The organism is Streptomyces sp. NBC_00271, assembly GCF_036178845.1.
Taxonomy (GTDB): domain Bacteria; phylum Actinomycetota; class Actinomycetes; order Streptomycetales; family Streptomycetaceae; genus Streptomyces.
Genome location: NZ_CP108070.1, coordinates 10439730 through 10456627, shown reverse-complemented (window position 1 = coordinate 10456627; position 16898 = coordinate 10439730). Strand labels below are relative to the sequence as shown.

Here is a 16898-nt window from a genome sequence, read left to right as displayed (position 1 = left end):
ATGCACTGTCCGGTGTCGGCCTGCACGACGCGTGACCTTCCACAGGTAGGGCAGGACGCGCGGGCAGCTTCATCTTTCATTCGGGCCGTGCAGCGGCAGCAGTGCTGCCGGTCGATGAAGCCGACCGGTGCCCCGCAGCCGATGCAGTCCCGCTGTCTTTTGCCCATGCTCGGTCCGTGCCCGTCGCGTCAGATCGGAGGCACAGCCGAAGTGCTCTAGCCACAACTGGGTTGGTGATGTCATGCGGGGCGGGTGGGCGAGGGCAGCGGGCCGTCGCCGGGCCAGAGGTCCTGCTCGGCCACGATGCAGGCGAGGAACTTCTCGACCTCGGCCAGGACGGCGGCGCGTTCCGTCGGCCCGTATGCGATGAACTGGTCGGCCGCCGCGTCGTAGGTGCGCACGTGACTGTGTGGTCCGGTGCAGATGAGAGTCCGCAGGATCTCGGGCAGGCCGAGGCTGAGGGCGTCGCACTCCCCTTCGCGGACGAGGTGCAGCAGGTCGGTGGTAACGCTCTCCCAGTCGCCGACCGTCGGCCAGTCGGCTCCGCCACGCAGTTCGTGAGTGAGGGTGGCCAGCGGGACGATCTCTCCCGGATGTCGTCCTTGGGTGAGGCGGTCGTGGATCTGGGCCCCGTCGGGCTGCCGTACCCGGGGGTGGAGCAGAGAGGCAGCAGCCACCAGGGTGGTGTTGATCTCCTGGGCGCCGGGGCCGGGGTAGTACGGCTCGTGCGCGAAGAGCAGGTAGACGTCCGCAATGCGGCCGGCGTGATCGGGCTGAGTCTGGAGCATGGGATGGAATCCCTTCAGTGGTGACGTGCCGGGTGTGCGTCGGAATGCTGGCTGTGCCGTCTGTTCGAAGCCGGGCGGGTACGGGCCTAACGGCCGCTCGTGCCAGCCGGGCTGGTCCGCGTCGGCTGGCCCGTCCTCGGCGTGGGTGCGGTTCAGGCTCGGAGTGATCTGGTCGGCGAGCTGGACCATCAGCCGCTCGCGGGCGATGAGGTCGGCGGAGCCCGAGCGGGTGTCCTGGGTCTGGAGCAGGCCGGCTGCGTCCCACAGCAGGTGCTGGCCGATCTCGGCCGCACGGCGCAGCTCGTAGCGGTCGCTGCCGGCGGCAGCCTGGACGAGGAAGGTGTGCAGGGAGGCGAGACGCTGCAAGTAGCGGCAGGCGCCGTCGCCTTCGACACTGCGGACGTGTTCGCGGGCCCGGGCATCCAGCTGGCGCGGCAGGTGCTCGGCGAGTATCGGAGCGAGCAGCATTCCCGGCAGTGCGGCGTCGACGGGAACGCTGTAACTCATCGCGAATAGGCCTGCGAGCAGGCTGATGAGGGCAACGGCAGCGGCGGAGAGCCGCAGGGACCCGGGGATGGTGGGGGCCAGGGCGAGGCGCTGGGCGGGGTGCCTGGTCAGCCAGCGCAGGGCCAGGCGTTGCATGCGGCTCGCGGTGGGGGTGAGAACCCCGATCTGATGGGGTTGATCGGGCGGCGTGCCGTCACCGGGAACCGTCCAGGCGAGCCAGCCCCACCAGGTGCGTTCGTACACGAGGACGGGTTCGCACTCGGCCGTGCAGGTGTGGTCGCGGACGTGGCCGGTCCGCAGGGCGCGTGAGCGTTCCGTCTCCCACCGGTCCGGGTCGAGGGCGAAGGGGCGCTGGTGCTGCGCGGCCGCGGTCGGCGGTGGTGGTGTGCGGAGCGTGTCCGTCACGGGCTTCTTCCTTCCAGTGGGTCGGTCAGGCGGAGGCGCACGTCCTGCAGCGGCCGTCGCCGTCGGGGTGGGCCCGCCGGGGCGTCGGGCCCGGGCAGGTGCGGCACAGCGGCCAGCCGAGGCAGGCCGGGCAGAGGTCTTCGCCGGGGGCGGTTGCGGGCACGCCGCAGCCGGCGCACTCGACGAGGGCCCGGTAGGTCAGGGCCTCGGGCACGCTGCGGGCGGCGGCCCCCATCGATGATCGCTCGGTTGTCGCCGACGCGTACGGCTCGTCCCACGGGGGCGGATCGTGGTGGTCTGCTGCGGTGGCGGGTGGCGGGTAGGCCTGGGCGGCGCGGAGCCGGGCGGCAATGATCGCGCCGACCGAGGTGCGCACCAGGTGCGGCAGGGGCCGGTCGGTGATGACGTGGCGCAGCTGCTCGCTGCTCCAGCCGGACTCCAGCATCACCGTGGCCACGCGGCCCTGGTCGGTCAGCACCTTGCCGGTCAGCAGGAGGTTCGGACGGCTCGCTCCGATCTCGAGCAGCAGCTGGATCCCCGGATGCATCTCGTCCGCCGGGAGCGCAGTCGGCGGGGACGCTGGTGTGTCGGGCTGGTCCGTCCCTTCGGGTGTGCGCGCGATGTCGCTGCGGTCGCACGGAGGGACGGTGCTGGTCTTCTGCTTGTTGGTCTTCTTTCTGTTGGTGTTCTTAGTGGGGCGATTAACCGACGTCGGGTTATCCACCGGTGGAAAACCCGACATCGGTTGCGACCTGCTGTTTTGCAGGCTGGGCAGATCGGTGATGAAGTACGCGGCCGCGCCGAGAGCGCCGTCGGGGCGGCGCTCACGTTCCCGGAGCAGGAAGCTGTGCTTCTCCAGCTCCTTGAGGCCGCTCTTGACGGCCGCCTCGCCGTCGCGGCTGCAGCGCACCAGGTCCGTGACGCTCATCCGCCAGCCGTCCCGGTGCGTGCTGATGAGCCCGAAGATTCCCTTCGCCTTGAAGGAGATCTTGGGGTCGCGGAACAGGGCGTTGGCGATCTGGGTGAACTGGTCCGCCGCCATCACCCCACGACGGATCCCCGCCCCGAAGCCGGGCGGCGCCTCACCCGCCGGCGGGGAGGCGAACGCCGAACCAGCCGCCGCGGCAAGGTCGGCGTCGACGGGAGCGGGACGGTCCGTGATCGAGTACACGACCTCGCCGAGGATCCCGTCGTCGTGCCTCAACTGTTCGCGGATGAGATAGCCGTGCCGCTGCAGTTCGCTCAGGCCGCCGCGCACGGCGTCGCGTCCGTCGGGTCCGGCGCGCACGAGGTCGGCGACCGTCACGTGCCAGCCGACACGGTGGGTGCTGATGCAGCCGAAGGTTCCCTTCGCCTTGAAGGAGATCTTGGGGTCGCGGAACAGGGCGTTGGCGATCTGGGTGTACTGGTCCGCCGCCATCACCCCACGTCGGATTCCCGCCCCGAAGCGGCTCATCGTGCTTCCTCGCGCGCCGTGTACGCGCGGCCGCCGATGCCCTGGAGCGGACGTGCGGGAGCGAGGTGGCCGGGACCGCTGTGTGAGGTGACGTGGGCGAGATCCATTCCGTCAGCTCACCCGGCGCCCCCGACCAGGCTGACGGCCACAGCCCCCGACCACCGGTCACGATCCGGCAACATGCGCACTGGGCTGGCATGGTCGGGCTGATGGTCGGGCCGACCACGGGCCTTTCCCGGTGTCAGCCGAAGGATGCGCAGTCGCGGTTGCGCAGCGGCAGGGGCGCTCATTGCGCAGTCGGCTGCGCAACGATTCCGGGTCCTGCGCATTCGGCATGTGCAGCCGACTGCGCACAGCGGGGAAGGCGCCGTCGACGTTGGTCTGCGCACTCGGCCAAGTCGTGCGCAACCGGGCCTTCCACGGCCTCCTTCCTGGAGCCGGCGCGGGACCGATCCTTCGGCCGCATCTCCCTGTGTTTCCCCTGGGCCCGCTGGGCCAGTTCCCCGTCCCCACCGCCTTCACGGCGGTGCTCGGTTCAGGCGTGCCCGCTCGCCGTCTGGGGCCATGGTCGGGGCTGTGGTCGGGCCGACCATGACCCCGACCACGGGCTTTGTGTCCCCATCGTGACCGTGGTCGGGGTCTCATGGTCGGTGGTCGGGTCGGGGTCGGCGGGTTGTCTCAAGGTCAGCAAGTACACGTACTGACCTGGGAGTTTGACCATGTCCCCTGGCAAGCAGGCCTCGGAGAGCGACGCGGCTCCCCCGATGGCCGCAGGCGCCCGGCTGGAGAAGATGAGACGGCGCGTCCGCCTGTCGCGCCTGGCCCTGTTCACCGCGATCGCGGCCGGCCCCGTCGCCCTGGGCATCGCGGTGATGTCCGGCCCGACCACCGTCGCGGCCGCCCCCTCGGACAAGCCGGCCACCGTGCGCAGCGCGGCCGCTGCGGCCGACCCTGCGGGCTATGCGCAGGTGTTCGTCGACGCGTGGTTGCGCAGCAGCGCCGACGACGCGAACAGTGCGCAGGCGCGGCTTGCGCAGTCCCTCGCGCCGGACGTCGATCTGCCGGACCCGGTCGCCAGTGCGCAGCCGGACCCGGCGGCGGTGACCGCCGTGCGCAGTGCGCAGCGCGAGGACGGCGAGTGGTCGGTGACCGTGGCTGCGCAGTACGCCGACGGACGGCTGCGCTACTTCGTCGTCCCCGTGACCGCCGACGCGAGCGGCGCCTCGTTCACGGTGACCGGCGCCCCCGGGGCGGTGGCCGGCCCGGCGCGCGCCGGGGTGGGCAAGTCGCCGTACGGCGTGAGCGTGCCGTCCGACGGCGATCTGTCCTTGGCAGTCGGCGAGTTCTTCGGCGCGTACCTGACGGGGGCCGGGGAGGTGGACCGCTACCTCGCACCCGGGGTGAAGCTGTCACCCGTCTCCCCCGCCCCGTACACGGCGGTCGCGGTGCAGCGGGTGTCCGCCGTCGAGGAGGCCGCGGCCGCCGGGAAGGTGCCGGCCGACGGCACGGCGGTGCGTGTCCTCGTCCAGGTGGAAGCCCGGGACTCCGGCGGTCGCTGGCCGCTGGGGTACGAGCTCACGCTCAAGGCCCGTTCGGGCCGGTGGGAAGTCGCGGCGCTGGAGTCCGGGACCGCCCAGGACGGGGGTGTCCGGTGAACACGGTGCACAGCCTGATGCTCGCGGGGCAGCTCAACGACCTCGGCAACTCGTGGATCAACATGTTCAAGGAGTGGGCGACCAAGGGCCTGCAGGCCGGTCTGGTCTGCCTCGTGGTCGTCATCATGATCCAGAAGTTCAGCCTCAAGGCCGGGATCGGCGCCCTGCTCCTGATGGTGATCGCGCTGGGCCTGTACAACTCGCGTAACGACCTGGCGAACATGTTCACCGACGAGGTGAAGAACCCGGCCAAGGGCGCACCCGCAATCCCCGGGATCGTGCGCAGTACCGATCCCCTCGTACGTGACCACTCCGCCGGCGCGGGAGGCTGGCTGTGAGCGCCGCCGCCCCGGTGCGGATGGGACGCTTTTACACCTCCGCCCGCCGCCACCCCTGGGTACTGGGCAAGGTCGCCGACTGGAAGATTCCCCTCGGCCCGTACACCCCTGCGCAGATCGCGGTAGCCGTCGGTGGCGGCTTCCTTCTGGTCAAGTCCATCAGCTGGTGGTCGTGGATGGGCCCCGTCCCGATCGCGGCCTGGCTACTGGCGGTCTGGGCGGTACGCCGGGCGAAGATCAACGGCCGCGCTCCGATGCAGGCCGCGTTGGGCTGGGTGCTGCTCGGCTGGCAGCCGCGCGGCGGGCGGATCGGCGGCAGGGCCGCCCGCGACCGCGCGCCCCACGCGCTGCTTGGCGGCTTCACTCTCGAGGAGGCGCTCGCCCCCACCGCAGTGCTCGCCCCCACCGTCGCGGCCGCACCCGCCCGCGCCCCGGAGTGGCCTGCCCGCCGGACACCGCACCGGAGCACGGCAGCACCGCGCCCGTCCGCTCGTCGGCGCCCGGCGCCGGCTGCTCCCGCAGCGCCGGTGCGGCCGGTGTCCGGTGTGCAGCAGCTGCTCGCGCTCGCCCAGCAGGGGGGTGTGCGATGAGGGTGCCGATCCGTCACATCGCAGGGCACCTGGTCTGGTCGACGCACGGCAGCGTGTGGGCGCTCTACCGGCTGCACCCCGGACCGGATGCGCGCGGCCGCCGCGAGGAGACCGTCCAGGGCACCTACGTCCCGGCCGCGGTCCGCGACGAGCAACTCGCGAAGATCACGCACTTGATCCGTTCCCTGACGGGGGCGCCGCGCCTGTTCGGGCTGTGCGCACAGGTCGACCCGGGCGAGATCGCCCTGCGCATGATCGAGGGCATCGAGCCCGGCGACCAGCCCCCCGGCAGTACGCATCCGTGGGTGGAGAACGTCGAGGCCACCCTGGACCTGCTGGGCGAGCAGGAGATGCACCGCCGCACGCTCTGGCTGGCGGTGCCGCTGCAAAACGACGCCGCCGGCGGGCAGGTGACCGCGTCGCTCGGCGCGGTGTGGGCGGACGTCGCGCCGATGCTGGGCATGCGGGCCGCCCCCGTGGTACGACGCGAGGTGAGCGCCTACCGCGAGCGGGCCTCCCGGGTGGAAGCCGCGCTCGCCGGCGGCGTCGCCTTCCGCCCGGCCCGCCCGGCGGAGGTCGTGTGGATGATCCAGCACGCCCTCCACCGCGGGCTGCCGGAGCCCCTGCTGGCCGAGGCCGAGACCAGCGAGCTGTACGGCGGGCAGATCCGGGAGGGCGTGCTGCGCTCCCCCAGCTACGCCGACCTCGGCCAGGTCCGCCTGCAGGAAGGCGGCATCGACCCCGGGCTCGACGACGTCGACGAGCTCAAGAGCGCGGGCCGGATCACGCGGTCGGGTCGCAAGGCCTGGTGGCGGCTGAACACCGGTTCGCCGCTGGGGCGGCGCTGGCTGCAAGTCGAAACGGGCACAGGAGTTGGCTACCAGGCGCAGTTGGCGCTGGCCGAGTGCCCGCCCGCGGTCAGCCAGGATGCCGCGGATCTGTTCGCGCAGCTGGAGATGCTCGACTTTCCCGTCGACTACACCGTCGACCTCGCCTTGGTACCGGCGGAGAAGGCCCGCGATCAGGTGCGGCGCAAGAAGAACGAGCTGATCGACCAGGCTGACCAATACGACGCCCGCCCCACCGGCATGCCCGTCTCCCTGACCGACGCCGCCCGCGACCTGGGAGAGCTGGACGCACGCCTGTCGCGCACCAGCGTGGAGGTCGAGGTCCAGTCGGTGACGGTCCTGACCGTGTGGGGGCCGACCGCCGCAGTCTGCGACGCCCGCACCCGGGCCCTGGCCGCCCTGCTCGGCGGCGCCGACTACCGGGCCGTGCGTCCGGCCGGGCTGCAGGAGGCCTTGTTCACCCTCGGGCTGCCCGGCACCGTACGGCCCGGTGTGGTGCGGGAGTTCACGCAGCACCAGATCAGCGAGGACTGGGCGCTTTCCGGGGCCTTCACCACCGCGGAGGTCGGCGACCCGAACGGGATGTTCCTCGGTATCGACCTGGACAGCGGCACAACCCGCCCGGTGATGATCAACGTGGCGGACGCGCCCAAGGTGGATGCGTCCGCGTCGATGGGGATCGTCGGGGATCTCGGTGCGGGCAAGAGCGTGATGCAGAAGCTGATCGCGGAGGCGGTGTGGGCGCGCGGCGGCTGCGCGATCTGCATCGACCGCACCCCGGTCCGCGAGTGGGCCACCTTCGCCCGCACCGCGGCCAAGGGCCGCGTCCAGATCATCGACGCCGCCCAGGCCGAGGTGTCCATCGACCCGCTGCGCATGTTCGACGGCCCCGAAGGCCGCCACTACGCCCTGTCCTACCTGACCCTGCAGCTCGGCATCGGTCCGATGAGCACCAGCGGCGAGGTCCTCCACCATGCCGTCGAGCAGGCCGCCGCCAGCGACGCCCCTTCCATGCACCGCGTCCTCGAGGTCCTGGAGAGGATGGCCACGAGCGAGGCGGGCAAGCGGCAGGACGCGGCCGCCACCCTCGCCGGCCTCATCCGCGTCGTCGCCACCAATTCCCTGGCCCGTATGGTGTTCGACCCGGCGCTGCCGCCGGTACGGCTGGACGCCTCCAGCACCACCGACATGATCGTGATCACCACGACCGGGCTGAAGCTGCCCCCGAAGGCCGCGTTCGACAAGCCCGAGGTCCTGCACCAGCAGCCGCTGGAAGCGCTCATCGGCCGCGCAGTGCTCTATCTGATCGCCGCACTCGCCCGGCAGACCGCGTTCGAAGACCCCGAGCGGTTCACCCAGGTGGTCACGGACGAACTGTACTGGCTGACCTCGTCCGCCGAGGGCACCGCCCTGGTCCACGAGATCCTCCACGACGGACGCAAACACGGCGCAGGGCTCCTGGCGGGCTCGCACGACGCCGCCGAACTCGGCCCCGACCGCGGCCTGATGGCCTACCGGGCGCTCGCCCGCACCGCCGACCGCGAACGCGCCCGCCGCGGACTGGAGTTCCTCGGTCTCGACCCGAACGACCCCGAGCTGCTACGGCTGGTGACCACCGGCCTGTCCCCTGTCGGACAACGCGGCCGCGAAGGCGAGTTCCTCATCGCGTGCCCACGGCAGAACACCGGCCGCATCAAGGTCGTCATCCCCCGCATCGAGCGGATCTCCTCCTCCATCACCACCACGCCAGGACGCCGCACGAGCGCCGCCCCGCCCTCCGTACCTGTTGCCGGTGAGGCCGTGGATGCGCGCCCCAAGGAGCACATCTCATGACCACCTCTTCCTGGGACCGCTCCCGGCACATCACCGCGACCGCCAGCATCCTCATGGTGATCGCCGTCGCCGTCGGCGTGCTCGTCCTGGCCCTCGGGACGAACATGCCGGAGCCGTGGTGGCCGCACACCGGCCAGGCCTTCGCCACCGACACCCACTCCGGCCACCAGAACCCGTGCGACCGGATCGTGGGGCCCGCCAAGGAGTACTGCGAGCGCGGCACCACGAACTCCGCCCCCACCGGACACCACGGTGCCGCCGGGGCGGTGTGGCGGCTGGGAACGGCCGGCGCGGGGATAGCCGCCCTCGTCATCTGGCGGCGCCGGAGTACCGCTGGGCAAGGGCGGCGCTGACACATGTGGCGCCCAGACCGCGGCACCCTCCACTCGGCCGGCTTCGTCCTGCTGCTCACCAGCGTGTTCGTCATGGTCAACAGCCAGGTCGTGTATGCGGCGAGCAGCAGCAGTGAGACCGGTGACCTGCTCTCACCGCTGAACATCACCTCCTCCGAGGGGGTGCCTATCAACGGCTACGAGCTGAACGCCGAAGGCGGCTCCATCGTCGCCTTCAGGTCCCAGGCGCTCGCGTTCGCCCTGTCCGGCCTATTCACCCTGATCCGGCTGCTGGTCGGCTTGGCCGGGTGGGCCATCGAGCTGGCCTTCCGCTTCCCGCTGCTGAAGATCCTCATCCAGCCGGCGCAGAAGGTCGCCGACTCCTACACCCACGTGGTCGTCGACACGCTCGGGCTGAAGGGGCTACTGCTGGCCTGGGCGTTCGTGTTCGCGTGTTTCATGATTGTGCGCGGCCGTGTCGGCCGCGGTCTGGGCGAGATCTTCCTGACCCTGCTCATCGGGGCGCTCGCCGCGTCCGCGTTCGTCCGCCCCGACTACCTGCTCACCCAGGACGGCCCGCTGAGCCAGGCCCAGCAGGTGGCCGCCGAGGTGGCCCAGCAGAGCGTCAACTCCTACGACTGGGGCGGGAAACTCGCCAGCCGCGGCCCGTGCGACGGCATGGCCGGCAACCAGGAGCTCAAATGCCTTCAACAGGAGTACGAAGGCCCCGTCTCCGCGGCGGAGGTGGCCCGCCCGATCCAGGACTCGATCACCAACGCGCTGATCGTCAAGCCCTACATGCTGCTGGAATACGGGCGCATCCTCGACCCCGCCAAGGCCGCCGACCGGACGGCGTATGCGGTCCACCTGAAGTGGATCACCGGCGGGTACAAGGCGAGCGCGCAGAACAAGGGCAAGGGCGCCAAGAACGATGCCTGCCGGCTGATCAAGGGGGAGGCGAAGAAGTACTGCGAGCGCTCCACCAGCGATGTCCCCAGCGGAAGCGGCACTCTTCCAGCTCTCACCCCCGGGGGCGAACTACTGGACGCCTCCAACGCCATCGTCACCGACGAAGACCGCGAGTTCTCCTCCTTCCTGGCCGACATGAAGCGGGCCGGCCCGGTCGGCAAGGCATGTGCCGCCTACGCAGAGAAGCCCACCTGGTGGCGGGTCAGCGGCGCCGGACTGCTGCTCATCGCCGTGCTGTTCATCTGCGGCATGCTGCTGTCGAGCGCGATCGTCCTGCTCGGCACCCAGGGCATCTGCGTCGCCGCCGCGGCCGCCGGCGGTGTCACCTTCATCGCCGGGATGCTGCCCGGGCCTGCCCGCCAGTCGGTGTGGAAGTGGCTGTCCCTGTGGGGCATCTCGATCCTCGCGCTGGTCGGGATCTGCGCGTTCGTGCCGTTCTTCGGCATCGCCGTCGACGCCACCGTCACCAATGGCCCCGACCTGGTGGTCGAGCGGATCCTGCTGATCGACGTGCTGGCCATCGCCGGTGCGGCCGGGCACCGCAGGCTGCTGACCGGCATCACCTCCTTCGGCCGGCGCATGGCCATGCGGATGCGCTACGCCAAGGTGGGCGGCACCCACATGCCCGGCGACACCTCCGAGCTCGGCGCCGCCCTCGCCATGAACTCCCCCGCAGCGATGGGCGGCTACGGCGGCGGGCTGCGCGCCTTCACCGGAGGTGGTGGCCGGTTCGGGATGCTCGGCACCCGGCAGCGGCTGATGGGCGCCCTCGGCTCTCTGGTCGACGGCGCGGGCATGCCGGTGGACACCGGGGGGCTGCTCGCCGACGCCACGGCCGAAGCCGGACGCGGGCTTGCATCGCTGACTGCCGCTGCGGCCGTCGGCGGACTCGGAACACGGCTCGGCGCAAAGGGGGCGCACTGGCTGCTCATCGGCCGGCGGCCCGACAGAGACAAGCTCCTCAAGTGGCGCAAGCCCACCGCCGACGGCGACCCACACACGGGCGGCGCGTCCGGAGGCGGACCGGGCGGGGGCGGACCGTCCGGGGGCGGACCGGGCGGTTCAGGCAGCGGCGGGTCGCTCAGGCCCGGCGGCCCGCCCGACCGGTACCGCAACGAGGACGGCCAGGTCGTCGACCGCAACTCGGGGCAGGTGCTGCACGACCAGAACACCGACCGCACCCTGCTGTCCACCCGCGCGCACAACCGGCTCGTCCGCTTCCGCGGTTACCGCCTCCTGCACCGCGGCGGCCGCGTCGCCTACGGAGCGACGGTCGGCCTGCCGGCCACCGTCCGCGCGACGCGGACAGGCGGCTCGCGCTACTCCCAGGACGCCCGCCAGCAAGTGCAGGTATGGGGCAACACCGTCCGCCAGGACCTTCACGCCTGGGGAGACGCCGGACGGCTGATCCGCCGCAACAACACCCCTGCCGTCCGTACCCAACCGCCGCCACCCAGGCCACCGTTCCCGCCCGGCCCTTCATCGCCCCCCAGCCCTTCGTCACCCCCAGGGCCGTCCTCACCTCCCAGGCTGCCCCGGTCCGGTGGACCCGCAGGCGGTACGGGCCAGGCCTCCGCGTCGCCCGGCGCGCCGGCTTCCCCGGCCCCGCGGCCCACCGCTCCGGGGAGAATCAGCGACAACACGCGCAGCCAGGCACAGGCCCGGTTCCAGGAGCTGCTGCGGCGTACCGCGCCCGATGCCGAAAGGCTCCGCCAGGAGCAGGAGCAGGCGCGGCGGGCGCGGGCCTATGAGGAGGCGCGGCGCATGGGGGCCGAGGTCGACTGGCTGGCCCCTGCAGAGCCCGAGGACGGTGACGGCTCGTGATCCGCCGCCGTGGCCGGAAGGCCAAGTGGGGCTGCCTGACCGTGATGCTGCTGTTCGCCGTCGTGTGCTGCGCCGCGCCCATTTCCGGAGCGATCAGCGCGGTCGTCGCGCTGCAGAGCGCCGCGAGAGACGATGGTGGGATCGCCGAGGGCGGCACGGCCGCGGACATCCCGCCGCGCATGCTCACCGCCTACAAGAAGGCCGTCCAGCTCGTCGGCCGGTATGTGCCCCGGTGCCGCGGCATGCGCTGGCCCATCCTTGCCGGGATCGCCAAGGTCGAGTCCAACCACGCCATCGGCCGCACCATCGCCGGCAACGGCGACATCCGCCCGCGCATCTACGGCGTACTGCTCAACGGCTCCGGCGCGGGCGGCAACACCAGTGCCTTCCCGGACACCGACAACGGCAGGTGGGACGGCACCGCCAGCGGTGAACGCGCGGTCGGCCCCTTCCAGTTCCTCCCCTCCACCTGGGTGTCGATTGGCAAGGACGCGAACGGTGACAAGACCGCTGACCCGCACAACGCCGACGACGCCGCCCTCGGCGCCGCCGTCTACCTCTGTGGCAACGGCCGCGACCTGGCGAAGCGGTCTCAGCTGGAGGCGGCGATCCTGCAGTACAACCACTCCACCGAGTACCTCTCGAATGTGCTGGGCTGGATCGACCAGTACACGGCGGCCGCCAAGGACCCGGATCTGAAGAACGTGTCCGGGAGGGTCCGCGCCGTCCTCGAGGCGGCGCTCTCCCAGCGGGGTGTCCCGTACTCGTGGGGTGGAGGCAACGCGAGCGGGAAGTCGTACGGGATCTGTTGCTCGCCGAGTGGGAAGAGCGGCGCGGGCATCAAGGGCTTCGACTGCTCGGGGCTGACCGTGTACGCGTACGCCAAGGCCAGCATCAGCCTGCCGCGCACCGCGGCCGCCCAGGCCTCCGTTGGCCGGCGGATTCCTGCCGGCCTCGGCAAGAGCGCCCTCAAGCCCGGTGACCTCGTCTTCTACGCCTACGCCCCAGGCCGGGATTCCACGATCTACCACGTCGGCATCTACGTCGGCAGCGGCCGGATGGTCAACGCCGCCCGCCCGGGCACCCTGGTCCGTCTGGACGCGGTCGATGCGATGTCCGGCTACGCGGGAGGGGCCCGATTGCTGTGACTACTTCCATGCCGCGCTCACCTCGCATTCTGGCCATCGCCACCATCCTGCTGGCCGTGTGCGGGCTGGGTCTGCTGGCCGTCCCCCAAGCCCGGGAGCCGTCGGGCTCGCCGAAGGCGCCGGGCTCCTCAGCACCGGTGCCGCGCTCTCCGGCGGCCTCCCCTGCCAAAGGCTCTGCGGCGAACGACGTGCCCGCGCCGGCCCACGCAGCAAGCAATCCCACCGGGGGCGCTGCCGTGTCCGCGCTGCCGCCGCACGGCGAAGGCGTGGCAGGCGACCTCGCTATTCAGGAGGCACTGGACGCTGCCTGGCCCGCGGATCTCCCGCCGGGTGATGCGCGGCAGCTGCTGGCGATGGGCCGGTCCCTGCTGCGGGCGGACGCCACCGGCGCCGGCCGCGGGAGGTGGCCCACGGTCTTCACCGCCGAAGGCCGGGCGCTGGCACCGGCGTTCGCCCGGTTCCGCATCCAGGCCGCGATCGCCCGCCGCGACAGCGGAGGCGGCCGGGCCGTGGTCCACCTGGTGTGGGCCGGGGCCGACCGCGGCGGCACCTATACCGACGGCCGCATCACCGACTGGCGCTTCACCCACACCACAAGGAAGGGATCACCCACGTGGACTCCGCTGCCCCGTACCTGAACGCCGCTGAGACGGCGTCCGGGCAGGTGCCCGGCCTGCTCACCACGCTTGCCCACGGCGCCGGATGGCTCACCGGCCACTGGTATCTGTTCGTGCTGGCCCTTGCCCTGGTCTGGGGGGTGGGCGAGATCGTCGTACAGCGGCTGGCGCTGAAGGCGTCGGCCCAGCGGATGGCGCTCGAACTCGCCGCGTCCCGGCACTTCGACCCGGGCCTGGAGGAGATCTTCCGCTGCGGGGTGCAGCTGGCCCGCGCCTCCACCAGCATGCCCTGGTGGGCGCCGCGAAGGTCGAAGGCGGTGCAGATCAGGCTGCGCGCCGACGGCTCCAGCCCGCTCCGCTACCGGATCGAAGGGCCGGCCGGTGCGCAGCGTCTGCTGTCCATCACGCCGTTCGGCCCGGATGTCACCGTCAGCCGGGCCCGGCCGATCACCGACGCGCCGCGCGAGCACACCGTGCGGGCGGAGTTCATCCTGCGGGGCCGGCCCACCGCTCCGCTGCGTGAGGTGCCGCTGGATCCGGACCCGCTGCAGCCCCTCGTGGACGCGGTGTCCGATCTGCGGGCTGATCTCGGTGACCTCGCCGAAGTCCGCCTGGACATTCAGCGGGCCCCGAAGTGGGCGCTGCGGGCGCGCCGTCTGCAGCTGATGCAGGCCGCGCGGAGCGCGGAGCGGCGCGAGACCGCGCGTGCTGCCCGCTGGGTGCGGCGCGACGCAGCGGGGTTCGAGGACTCGCTCGGCTGGCATCTGCAGCAGCTCGTCAGCGGCAGACAGGGCGGGGCCGCCGGGCGGCGGCTGGTCATGCCGCCGGTGCCGCGCCGGGTGGACCGGGCCGAGGCGCTGGGCAAGCTCGCCGAGGACGACCACCTGGTGCGGGTGCAGCTGCTGATCATGTGCGCGTCCAGGATGGAAGGCCGCGCTCAGGCCCGGCTCGCGCAACTCCAGGCCGCTCTGGACGTGTTCGGCGGGCGCTCCCGGTGGGCGATGCGCGGGCTGCGAGTGGGTCCGTGGCGGCTGGGCGCCGATCACTGGCCCAGCCGCCGTGCTTTCGAGCGGCGCTGGAGGCATGGGTACTGCCAGCCGCCGCGGGCCAACTGGGTCCGGCTGGAAGAGCTCACCGGTCTGCTCAAGCCGCCGACCGTGCACTGCCGGCTGCCGCTGCTCGCCGGTGACCTGCCGTCATTCACCTTCGGTGACCCCGAGTTGTTGTTGCAGGGCCTCTACCGGGGCCCGGACGGGCGCCGTCGCATGGTGGCCACCTACGCGGCCGAGACCCTCTTCGAGTGCGCCGTAGGCAAGGCGGGCGGCGGCAAAACCGAACGCGCCCTCGCCCAGGCCATCGGCTGGGCCCACACCGGTGGCGGGCTGATGTTCCTCGATCCGCACCGCGACTCCTGGCCGCGCGCCGCGCCGTTCCTCGCCCACGACCACCTCATGGACCGGATCGCGCTGATCGACCTCAACGCCAACGGCCCAGCGCCCAAGGTCAGTTCGTGGAATCCACTGGGCATGCAGCACGGACCGGCCCCGCACGAGGTCGTCGAGGCCCTCACCGATGCCTTCGCCGCCGCCCTGGGATGGGACGACGCGAACGCACCCCGCGCGATCACCATCCTCACGGCCGCACTGTCGGTGCTCGTCGCCGTCAACCAGGCCACCTGCCAGGCAGGCCGCCCCGAGGACCAGGCCACGGTCTTTCACACGCGGGCCCTGCTCACCGACCCCGACTTCCGCGCTGCAGCACTCGCCGCCACCGCCGACCGACTCGACGAAGAGAACCGCTCCTGGTGGAAGACCGTATTCCCGGCCCTGCCCGCCGACGCCTTCGCCGTCGTCCTCAACCCCCTCGCCCGACTGGCTGCCAACCCCGTCACCCGAGCCTTCCTCGGCCAGGGTGCCGGCGTCCACAACGCCCGCGCCGCGATGGACCACCGGATGATCGTGTGGGTGTGCCCGGCCGGGAACGGGCCCACCGACCGGCTGCTGACCGCCCTGCTCGCCCGGGACCTATTACGCGCGGTGCGCTCGCGCCGCGACACCCCCGAGAACGACCGGGTGCCCTTCCGGCTGTACTTCGACGAACTGATCACCCTGACCGGCGCAGCCCCGGAAACCATCGCGTCGATGTTCGAGGACTTCCGCAAGTACAAGGCCACCGTCCACGGCATGACACAGCTCCTCGCCCGCCTCCCGGCCCCAGTGCGCCTGTCGCTGACCCAGAACGCCTCCACGCTGGCCAGCACGGCCGGCTCCACATCAGCCATCGCGCCCATCACCGCCGAGTGGGGCGACAGCCCCACCCCCGCCCAGGTCGCCGTCCTGGACCGCTTCGAGCACTACGTGTCACTGACCGTCCGCGGCCGCCGTATCGGACCGCTGCGCCTCACCGGACCCCATCTCGACGAGGTGTTCGCCGACCAGGCCCGCCCCGGCAAAGTCGCCGCGCTCGAACACGCCGCCCGGGCCAGCGCCAGCGCGCTTCCCCTCGATCAGCTCACCGCCCGCGCGGCCGGCCAACTCGGCCGCGTGACCGCCTTCCTCGCCCAGCACACCCCCGCCAGCGCGCCAGCGCGCCTGAACAAGTCGAACGGATACCAGTGACCACCACCCCGCTCTCCGCCCAGTCCAAGCCGTCCGGGCTCGTGCCCAGCCCCATGGAGCCGCTGCCGCACCAGCTCCTGGCCGCGCTCGCCCAGCACCGCATGGCCACCACCAGCCAGCTCCACACCCTGCTGCGACCCCACGCGACCCGGCAGACCCTCTCCAACCCGCTCAACAAGCTGCGCCGCAAAGGCCTGCTCGACTACACGGTGCTGCCGCAGTCCAACCGGTCCCGCGCCTGGTTCCTGACCCCCGACGGCGCCCGCCTCACCCGGGACTGGCCGGCGCTGCGCGGCCGTCCCCCCTACCCCATCACCTCGGCAACGGCCGCCTCCCTGCGCACCCCACACACCCTCACCGTGGTCCGCTCCCACCTGGCCTTCGTCACCGACGCCCGCCGCCGCGGTGACGAACACGGCCACCTGGACTGGACACCCGAGGTCTCCCACCCCCTCAGCGACGGCGAGAAAGTCATCGCCGACGCAGTCATGCACTACACCCTCGCCGGCAGTGAACAACGCACGAAACTACGGGCATTCATCGAAGTCGACCGCACCACCATGGGCAGCGAACGCCTGGCGTCCAAGCTGATCGAGTACGCGCGGCTGTGGTCGTACGAACCGCAGCTCATCGGCCGCGCACGCTCCCGACGCCAGCAAGCCGGAGCAGGAGCGGCCTGGCTGCGCTGGTATCCGGTCTTCCCACGCGTGCTGTTCATCCTGACCGGCGCGACACCACGCGTACTCGCCAACCGGATCCACGACCTGCAGGCCATGGCCACACAGCATCCACTCGTCGCTGCCCTGGCCCGGGAAGTGCCCCTCGGCGCCGCAGTCCTCGACGACCTCGAAACCCACGGCTCGACCGCACCGCGGTGGGTACCACTAGCCGGCGGGAAGCCACGGCCTTGGACCGAGCTGTGATGTTCCAAAGTGCACGATCAGGGCCGCTTGAGGCGCCACATACATGG

Annotated in this window: 12 protein-coding genes; 10 read left to right on the top strand and 2 right to left on the bottom strand. The window is 71.8% G+C overall.

What is annotated here, in order from left to right:
- Positions 1-239: 239 nt before the first annotated feature.
- Together OG798_RS47645 and OG798_RS47640 are read right to left on the bottom strand one after the other, a co-directional pair.
- The gene (locus OG798_RS47645) at positions 240-1700 is read right to left on the bottom strand and encodes a hypothetical protein (protein ID WP_328759237.1); all 1461 of its coding nucleotides are present in this window, start codon (positions 1698-1700) and stop codon (positions 240-242) included.
- Between the two features lie 25 nt (positions 1701-1725).
- On the bottom strand, positions 1726-3156 hold the full coding sequence (locus OG798_RS47640; protein WP_328759236.1) for a hypothetical protein: 1431 nt from the start codon (positions 3154-3156) through the stop codon (positions 1726-1728).
- Positions 3157-3875: 719 nt separating this feature from the next.
- Here OG798_RS47640 and OG798_RS47635 point away from each other — a divergent pair.
- From OG798_RS47635 to OG798_RS47590, 10 genes are read left to right on the top strand one after another with little or no spacing between them, the layout of a single operon-like run.
- Positions 3876-4811, top strand: a complete 936-nt coding sequence (locus OG798_RS47635) for a conjugal transfer protein (RefSeq protein WP_328759235.1) — start codon at positions 3876-3878, stop codon at positions 4809-4811.
- The gene (locus OG798_RS47630; protein ID WP_266647304.1) at positions 4808-5149 is read left to right on the top strand and encodes a hypothetical protein; all 342 of its coding nucleotides are present in this window, start codon (positions 4808-4810) and stop codon (positions 5147-5149) included. The genes OG798_RS47635 and OG798_RS47630 overlap by 4 nt, the downstream gene beginning before the upstream one ends.
- A complete protein-coding gene (locus OG798_RS47625; RefSeq protein WP_328759234.1) occupies positions 5146-5739 on the top strand; it encodes a hypothetical protein in 594 nt (197 codons plus the stop codon). Before OG798_RS47630 ends, OG798_RS47625 begins: the two co-directional genes overlap by 4 nt.
- Positions 5736-8420, top strand: a complete 2685-nt coding sequence (locus tag OG798_RS47620; protein WP_328759233.1) for an ATP-binding protein — start codon at positions 5736-5738, stop codon at positions 8418-8420. Before OG798_RS47625 ends, OG798_RS47620 begins: the two co-directional genes overlap by 4 nt.
- Positions 8417-8773, top strand: coding sequence for a hypothetical protein (locus OG798_RS47615; protein ID WP_328759232.1), 357 nt, complete (start codon positions 8417-8419; stop codon positions 8771-8773). The genes OG798_RS47620 and OG798_RS47615 overlap by 4 nt, the downstream gene beginning before the upstream one ends.
- Positions 8774-8776: 3 nt before the next feature.
- Entirely contained in the window at positions 8777-11545 is a 2769-nt protein-coding gene (locus OG798_RS47610; RefSeq protein WP_328759231.1) for a hypothetical protein, read from the top strand.
- Complete coding sequence (locus OG798_RS47605; protein WP_328759230.1) at positions 11542-12693, top strand: C40 family peptidase; 1152 nt, start codon at positions 11542-11544, stop codon at positions 12691-12693. The genes OG798_RS47610 and OG798_RS47605 overlap by 4 nt, the downstream gene beginning before the upstream one ends.
- A gap of 8 nt (positions 12694-12701) precedes the next feature.
- The gene (locus OG798_RS47600; RefSeq protein WP_328759229.1) at positions 12702-13331 is read left to right on the top strand and encodes a hypothetical protein; all 630 of its coding nucleotides are present in this window, start codon (positions 12702-12704) and stop codon (positions 13329-13331) included.
- Positions 13307-15928 carry an ATP/GTP-binding protein gene (locus OG798_RS47595; protein WP_328759228.1) on the top strand — a complete coding sequence of 874 codons (2622 nt, stop codon included), beginning with the start codon at positions 13307-13309 and terminating at the stop codon, positions 15926-15928. Before OG798_RS47600 ends, OG798_RS47595 begins: the two co-directional genes overlap by 25 nt.
- A 53-nt stretch (positions 15929-15981) precedes the next feature.
- A complete protein-coding gene (locus tag OG798_RS47590) occupies positions 15982-16851 on the top strand; it encodes a replication-relaxation family protein (protein ID WP_328760172.1) in 870 nt (289 codons plus the stop codon).
- Positions 16852-16898: the final 47 nt, after the last annotated feature.